A 5,867-nucleotide genomic window follows, 5' to 3' on the forward strand; every position below is an offset into this window, starting at 1 on the left:
CCCGCCCCTACTATTGAACTTATCAGTCAAGTTTGACACTTCCTATAATATTCTCTAGCCATATATTTATATGCAGAAGAAAAGTTAGCTATTATAGAAAAACTTATGAGACAATCTAAACAAACACGACAACCTTTCAAGACTTTCAGGGCGATCGCCTCCCACCCGATGATTTCTTTACTGGTAGTCTGTAGCCTGCTGGTAATAATTGTTTTCTCCCATACCCCAATAGCAACAGCCTCAGCAATTGAAGATGTGGATGATATAGTTATACGCGAATATATCAGTACGATTAAAGAAGGAAGCATTTCTTCTGTCTTTACCATCTTCTTTTTGACTATTGGGCCTCTCAAAATTGTACCTACCTTTGTGAGTCTGACTGCCAATGCTGACGACACACTCCGAAAGAAAATGGCATTTCGTGGGTTTTGGATTTCGACCTTAGTTGTGATGTTGACTGCCCTTTTCGGTATAGGAATACTGGATAAATATGGAATTCCTATTTCAGCTCTAATGATGGCAGCAGGAATTGTACTGTTTTTAGTAGCACTGAGCATGGTAATGGCGCAATATGGCTCGGCGGCTCCGCCCCCATCTCCTCCAGAAAATCCATCCCTTGATTTAGTTGTTACTCCCTTAATTTTTCCGACAATATTGACCCCCTACGGAATTGCCATAGTCATGCTGATCATGTCTATTCTTAAGAAGGTAGCAGGCAATGAAGTTTTGGTTTTGGGAATGNTCCTCCAGAAAATCCATCCCTTGATTTAGTTGTTACTCCCTTAATTTTTCCGACAATATTGACCCCCTACGGAATTGCCATAGTCATGCTGATCATGTCTATTCTTAAGAAGGTAGCAGGCAATGAAGTTTTGGTTTTGGGAATGTTAGTGCTGGTGATGGTACTTAACCTACTTAGTATGCTTTATGCACGTCAAATTCTCAAGGTATTGAAGCCATCAATTCTCAAAGTTATCGGACTGGTGTTAGGGATTATTCAGCTTTCTCTAGCTATTACTTGGATGTTCACAGCTATTAGAATGGAAGCTTTAGTAATTCAAGCAATTCTAACATCCTGAACTTGTAGGGATGTTGAATGCAACGTCCCTATATTGCAATCTCCTGTAACTTGGCGGAATGACAAGAGATTGTTTGATATTTTATAATTATTAAATCCTCCATTTTTTAAGCAATACTTTATGACATTTCCACCTGGTCATTGCGAGCGATAGCGTTTGCGGAGCATTCCGTTAGGAAAGCAATCTCCTGTAACTTGGCGGAATGACAAGGGATTGTTTGATATTTTATAATTATTAAATCACATAACAGCAATACTTTATGACAAAAGAATATTATATTTACATAATGACTAATAAGCGTAACACTGTCCTTTATACAGGTGTAACCAACGATTTAATCAGGAGAGTTTATGAACATAAGTCAAAATTAGTAGAAGGATTTACCAAAAAATATAATATTAATAAATTAGTTTATTTTGAAATGTATGAAAATCCTTCCGAAGCGATCGCTCGTGAAAAACAGATTAAAGCTGGTTCTCGACAGAAAAAAATTAATTTAATTAATAGTATGAATTTGCAGTGGAAAGATTTGTACCTGGAAATAGTTTGAAGTTTGAAATATAATATAAAGTTCTTAAGGAGGCAAAAAACGTATTTCTGTCATTGCGTTAGCGCAGCTTTGCGATAGCAAGCGATAGCGTTTGCGGAGCATTCCGTCAGGAAAGCAATCTCGTGGTATTGGGATTGCTTGGGGGGGTGAAAATTCCCACCATAAACTTGAGCGTGTTTCCCACCCCCCTCGATAGGGACATTTTTACCTCTGCCAAAAAAAGCACTACATAGTCAGTAGTCATTGCGACTGGAACGGAGTGGAAGGTTTGCGGAGCATTCCGGAACGGATAGCAATCTCAGGGCTAAGGCGAGATTGCTTCGGGGGGTNTCATTGCGACTGGAACGGAGTGGAAGGTTTGCGGAGCATTCCGGAACGGATAGCAATCTCAGGGCTAAGGCGAGATTGCTTCGGGGGGTAAAAATTCCCACCAGAGACTTGAGCGTGTTTCCCACCCCCCTCGATAGGGACACTTTCATCTCCTTCTTCCATTCTGACTCCTGTCTCCTGTCTCCTGACTCCTTCTTCCATTCTGTCTCCTGACTCCTGTCTCCTGACTCCTTCTTCTTTTTCCCACCCCCTCGATAGGGACATTTTCCAAAAAAAGCACTCTTTCCTTCAGTAGTCATTGCGACTGCAACGGAGTGGAAGGTTTGCGGAGCATTCCGGAACGGATAGCAATCTCAGGGCTAAGGCGAGATTGCTTCGGGGGGTGAAAATGCCAAGANAACGGAGTGGAAGGTTTGCGGAGCATTCCGGAACGGATAGCAATCTCAGGGCTAAGGCGAGATTGCTTCGGGGGGTGAAAATGCCAAGAATAAACTTGAGCGTGTTTTCCCCCCTCGCAATGACAACCCAGAATTCTGTCTCCTGACTCCTGTCTCCTGACTCCTTCTTCTGACTCCTGACTCCTGTCTCCTGACTCCCAAACGACTAAACTTTCAAACTGTAAATTTTTTGTGTTTCTAAATGTTCCATAACTGTCGATAATTCATTAATTTCAAAACTATGACGTTTCAGTTTTCCTTGTAAGGTAGTCATAGGATCGACACCAGAAGCAATGATAAATTCCAATTTTAAAATATTTTCCCATTGAGCTATTTCTGTTAATACTTTGGCGATCGCCTCCAAATAAGGATTATTTGATTGTTGATACCATTCAGATGTAATTAATGTTGCTTTTTCTAAACCAAAATTAACTATTAAAGGTGCTTGAGCAAAAACCGCTGTTGCCACTGCTCTAGTTTCTTCCCGCAACAGAAAATCATATTCTTTGATTAAACTGCGTAATTTTTCCAAATATTCATAGCGCTGTTGAAACGGATTTTTCAGACTTGCAATATAAGAATTATCGGCAAATTTTCCTTCTGTGTTTTGATAATTCCAATCAATAGCAATTGTCACTAAATAACTGCGTAACAACATATGACCTAATTTTTGCGCCTTAGTCGCCAAATAAGCAGAATTATAATCTGTTGTTTCTATTAACAAAGGAACTCGATCTACTACTTCAATTCCATAACCATTTAAACCTGCTATTTTCCGGGGATTATTTGTAATCAAACGAATNTTCCTTCTGTGTTTTGATAATTCCAATCAATAGCAATTGTCACTAAATAACTGCGTAACAACATATGACCTAATTTTTGCGCCTTAGTCGCCAAATAAGCAGAATTATAATCTGTTGTTTCTATTAACAAAGGAACTCGATCTACTACTTCAATTCCATAACCATTTAAACCTGCTATTTTCCGGGGATTATTTGTAATCAAACGAATTTTCTTCACACCCAAATCATTTAATATTTGCGCTCCCACACCATAGTTGCGTAAATCAGCAGGAAAACCTAATCTTTCATTAGCTTCCACAGTATCTAATCCTATATCTTGCAATGAATAAGCTTTCATTTTATTAATTAAACCTATTCCCCTACCCTCTTGTCGCAAATAGACGACCACTCCCGCACCAGCATTTTCAATCATTTTCATTGCTGCTTGCAGTTGCATTCGACAGTCACAACGGAGGGAACCAAAAGCATCTCCAGTCAGACACTCAGAATGTACCCGCACCATGACATCTTTTTCCGGAAATTCTTCTGGGTTGCCTTTAACAATAGCTACATGTTCCGAATTATTTTGAGTATTGCGGTAAGCATAAATTTGGAACTCACCAAATTGAGAGGGTAACTTAGCAATAGCTTCTCGGTAGACAAAGCGATCGTGTCTGATACAATAACTGATCAGATCAGCAATACTGATCAATTTCAGATTATGAGTTTGAGCATATTCTATTAATTCAGGTAATCTTGCCATCGAACCGTCTGGGTTTTGAATTTCACAAATAACCCCCGCTGGATATAAACCTGCTAATCTAGCTAAGTCAACAGAAGCTTCTGTATGACCTGCTCGTTTTAATACTCCTCCTTCTTTGGCTCGAATGGGGAGATATGACCAGGGCGACGTAAATCTTCCGGTTNCGGTAGACAAAGCGATCGTGTCTGATACAATAACTGATCAGATCAGCAATACTGATCAATTTCAGATTATGAGTTTGAGCATATTCTATTAATTCAGGTAATCTTGCCATCGAACCGTCTGGGTTTTGAATTTCACAAATAACCCCCGCTGGATATAAACCTGCTAATCTAGCTAAGTCAACAGAAGCTTCTGTATGACCTGCTCGTTTTAATACTCCTCCTTCTTTGGCTCGAATGGGGAAGATATGACCAGGGCGACGTAAATCTTCCGGTTTGGTATTAGGGTTAATAACTGCCTGAATAGTATTTGCCCGGTCTTCTGCTGAGATACCTGTAGAAACTCCCAACTGTGGGGAAGCATCAATACTAACAGTAAAAGCTGTTTGGTTACTGTCAGTATTTTTAGTAACCATAAGTGGAATTTCTAATTCATCGAGGCGATCGCCTGTCAATGAGAGACAAATTAGACCTCTAGCTTCTACTGCCATAAAATTAATCATGTCTGGAGTAGCAAATTGAGCTGCACAAATTACATCTCCTTCATTTTCTCGATGTTCATCATCGACTACTACTACAGACTTACCTGCTTTAATGTCTGCTAGTGCAGCATCAATAGAGTCAAATTGAAATTGTTCGTTTGGTTGTTTATTCACAGATAGCTNGAGACAAATTAGACCTCTAGCTTCTACTGCCATAAAATTAATCATGTCTGGAGTAGCAAATTGAGCTGCACAAATTACATCTCCTTCATTTTCTCGATGTTCATCATCGACTACTACTACAGACTTACCTGCTTTAATGTCTGCTAGTGCAGCATCAATAGAGTCAAATTGAAATTGTTCGTTTGGTTGTTTATTCACAGATAGCTTCCCTGGTTTTGTCATTTTTTTTCAAAATATGTTTAAAAGTATACAAATATTATAACGATATACAAAGATTATAGGGTTTCCTAGGCTACGGAAGTATCGTAACGAGAATGAATAAATTAGATAGATAGTTGAGAATATACCTTACTCCGAACTTGAAGACTCTATTAAGTAATAGAGTTTCAGATAGAAAATATCATACAATAATTGGAGGTAAATAATATGAAAGGTAGAACTTTTACAGAACAAGAACGTCAAATACTTGCAGATATTATCGTTCATCGTCGAACAGAATTTGGGGAAAACTTTATTAATGAAGAAATTCCCGATACAAAAATTGAGCGGTTACTTTTAGCTGCTTTACTTGGCCCTTCAGTTGGTTTTTCCCAACCTTGGGAATTTGTAATTATTCGTGACTCATCAATCAAAGCCAAAATCAAGGCATCTTTTGAAAGAGAAAACGAAAAAGCTAAAGAAATCTTTAAAGATAGACCGTTATATAATCATTTTCAATTGGAAGGAATTACCACAACTCCTGTTAATATTGCTGTTTTTTATAAACCCTCACCTAATCCTGTTATGGGTCAAACAAGTATGGAGAAAGTTGGACCCTACAGTGTTTGTCTGGCAATTCAAAATTTGTGGTTAATGGCTAGAGCTGAAAATATAGGTGTGGGTTGGGTAAGTATTTTAGATGAAAAAGAGGTAAAAACTATTCTTAATGCTCCTCCAGAAAATGAATTAATAGCGTATTTATGTTTAGGTTATGTCACAGAGTTCAAAGAACGTCCTTTGCTAGAAATTGTTAACTGGGAAAAGCGTAAATCAAAGGAAGCGGTGATTTATTATGATGGTTATCAAAACAGGGAGTAGGGAGTAGGGAGTAGGGGAGTAGG

Annotated in this window: 4 protein-coding genes and 5 pseudogenes; 4 read left to right on the forward strand and 5 right to left on the reverse strand. The window is 38.7% G+C overall.

The genetic code is table 11. The features are described 5' to 3' along the window. Positions 1 to 105: 105 nt before the first annotated feature. The 3 genes and pseudogenes from AFK68_RS14090 to AFK68_RS14100 form a co-directional block, all read left to right on the forward strand. On the forward strand, positions 106 to 741 hold a 636-nt coding region (locus AFK68_RS14090; RefSeq protein ID WP_210407401.1), incomplete at its 3' end, for a MarC family protein. 1 nt (position 742) lies between these two features. Further along, positions 743 to 1,079 (forward strand): annotated as a pseudogene (locus AFK68_RS45165) (MarC family protein); the annotation flags it as partial. A gap of 259 nt (positions 1,080 to 1,338) precedes the next feature. Then, positions 1,339 to 1,629, forward strand: a complete 291-nt coding sequence (locus AFK68_RS14100) for a GIY-YIG nuclease family protein (RefSeq protein ID WP_256386555.1) — start codon at positions 1,339 to 1,341, stop codon at positions 1,627 to 1,629. A gap of 330 nt (positions 1,630 to 1,959) precedes the next feature. On the opposite strand, the gene AFK68_RS14105 is transcribed toward AFK68_RS14100, so the two are convergent. The 5 genes and pseudogenes from AFK68_RS14105 to AFK68_RS35015 form a co-directional block, all read right to left on the reverse strand. Then, positions 1,960 to 2,223, reverse strand: coding sequence for a hypothetical protein (locus AFK68_RS14105; protein ID WP_094673354.1), 264 nt, complete (start codon positions 2,221 to 2,223; stop codon positions 1,960 to 1,962). 339 nt (positions 2,224 to 2,562) lie between these two features. Further along, a pseudogene (locus AFK68_RS14110) lies at positions 2,563 to 3,198 on the reverse strand (bifunctional 3,4-dihydroxy-2-butanone-4-phosphate synthase/GTP cyclohydrolase II); the annotation flags it as partial. Between the two features lies 1 nt (position 3,199). After that, positions 3,200 to 4,104 (reverse strand): annotated as a pseudogene (gene ribA / locus AFK68_RS14115) (GTP cyclohydrolase II); the annotation flags it as partial. Between the two features lies 1 nt (position 4,105). Continuing rightward, a pseudogene (gene ribB, locus AFK68_RS14120) lies at positions 4,106 to 4,758 on the reverse strand (3,4-dihydroxy-2-butanone-4-phosphate synthase); the annotation flags it as partial. Positions 4,759 to 4,767: 9 nt separating this feature from the next. Next, positions 4,768 to 4,989, reverse strand: a pseudogene (locus AFK68_RS35015) (3,4-dihydroxy-2-butanone-4-phosphate synthase); the annotation flags it as partial. A gap of 204 nt (positions 4,990 to 5,193) precedes the next feature. On the opposite strand from AFK68_RS35015, the gene bluB reads away from it, so the two are divergent. After that, positions 5,194 to 5,844, forward strand: a complete 651-nt coding sequence (bluB, locus tag AFK68_RS14125) for a 5,6-dimethylbenzimidazole synthase (protein ID WP_094673355.1) — start codon at positions 5,194 to 5,196, stop codon at positions 5,842 to 5,844. Positions 5,845 to 5,867: the final 23 nt, after the last annotated feature.

This window comes from Hydrocoleum sp. CS-953, assembly GCF_002260545.1.
Classification (GTDB): domain Bacteria; phylum Cyanobacteriota; class Cyanobacteriia; order Cyanobacteriales; family Microcoleaceae; genus Trichodesmium.